The sequence below is a fragment of the Corynebacterium variabile genome (assembly GCF_006539825.1).
GTDB classification, from domain to species: domain Bacteria; phylum Actinomycetota; class Actinomycetes; order Mycobacteriales; family Mycobacteriaceae; genus Corynebacterium; species Corynebacterium variabile.
Genome location: NZ_BJNT01000063.1, coordinates 1 through 946 on the forward strand (window position 1 = coordinate 1; position 946 = coordinate 946).

At 65.4% G+C, this 946-nt stretch carries 1 pseudogene; it reads left to right on the forward strand.

Annotation, left to right across the window (positions count from 1 at the left end):
• A pseudogene (locus CVA01_RS14770) lies at window positions 1-946 on the forward strand (ISL3 family transposase); the annotation flags it as partial.

The following is a 946-nucleotide window of genomic DNA, read 5'->3' on the forward strand; positions in this document are numbered from 1 at the left end:
ACCCGCTGGATCCTGCAGCGCATGGCGTGCGACGGCATGAGCGTGAAGGCCTGCGCACGTGGGCTGGGCATCGGCTGGGACAAGACCAACCAGCTGGCCCTGACAGCCTGCCGGCACCTGTCCTACCAGGATCCGTCCCGGTTGGATCGGGTCCGGGTCCTGGGGCGTCGACGAGCATAAGTGGAAGCATGTCCGGGGCGACGGGTCCCCCGGGTTCGTCACCGTCATCGTGGACCTGACCCCACTGGTCGACGGCGTCGGATCGGCCCGTCTGCTGGACATGGTGCCCGGTCGGTCGGCTGATGCGTTCGGCGACTGGCTCGACGCCCGCGGCGGCACGTTCCGCCACCGGATCCGCGTGGTGACCATGGACGGGTTCACCGGCTACGCGAAAGCCGCGACTCAGCACCTGACCCAGGCCAGGCAGGTCATGGACCCGTTCCATGTCGTCCACCTGGCCATCGACAAGCTCACCGCATGTCGGCAACGGGTACAGAACGAGACGATGGGCCACCGTGGCCGGTCCGGGGACCCGTTGTACGGCATCAGACGGATCCTGTTGACGAGGAAGTCCCTGGTCACGCCGGCCAACGCGGTGAAACTCGATGACGTGCTCACCAGTCAAGCGCACCTTGCTGTGCAGGTGACCTGGCACTTCTACCAGGAGATTCTCGCCGCGTACCAGGCGGACCGTCCACGCGACGGGAAGCTGCGGATGTTCAAGGTCATCAAGGCGCTGCACGTGAAGATCCCCAACGACCTGCGGGAACTGCGGGTGCTGGGGCAGACGCTGTGGCGGCGGCGAGCCGACATCCTCGCCTACTTCGATACCGGTGCGTCCAACGGGCCGGTGGAGAACATCAACGGCAAACTGGAGCACCTGCGCGGTATCGCGTTGGGGTTCAGGAACAAAGCCAACTACATCTTGAGGTCACTGATCCACTCC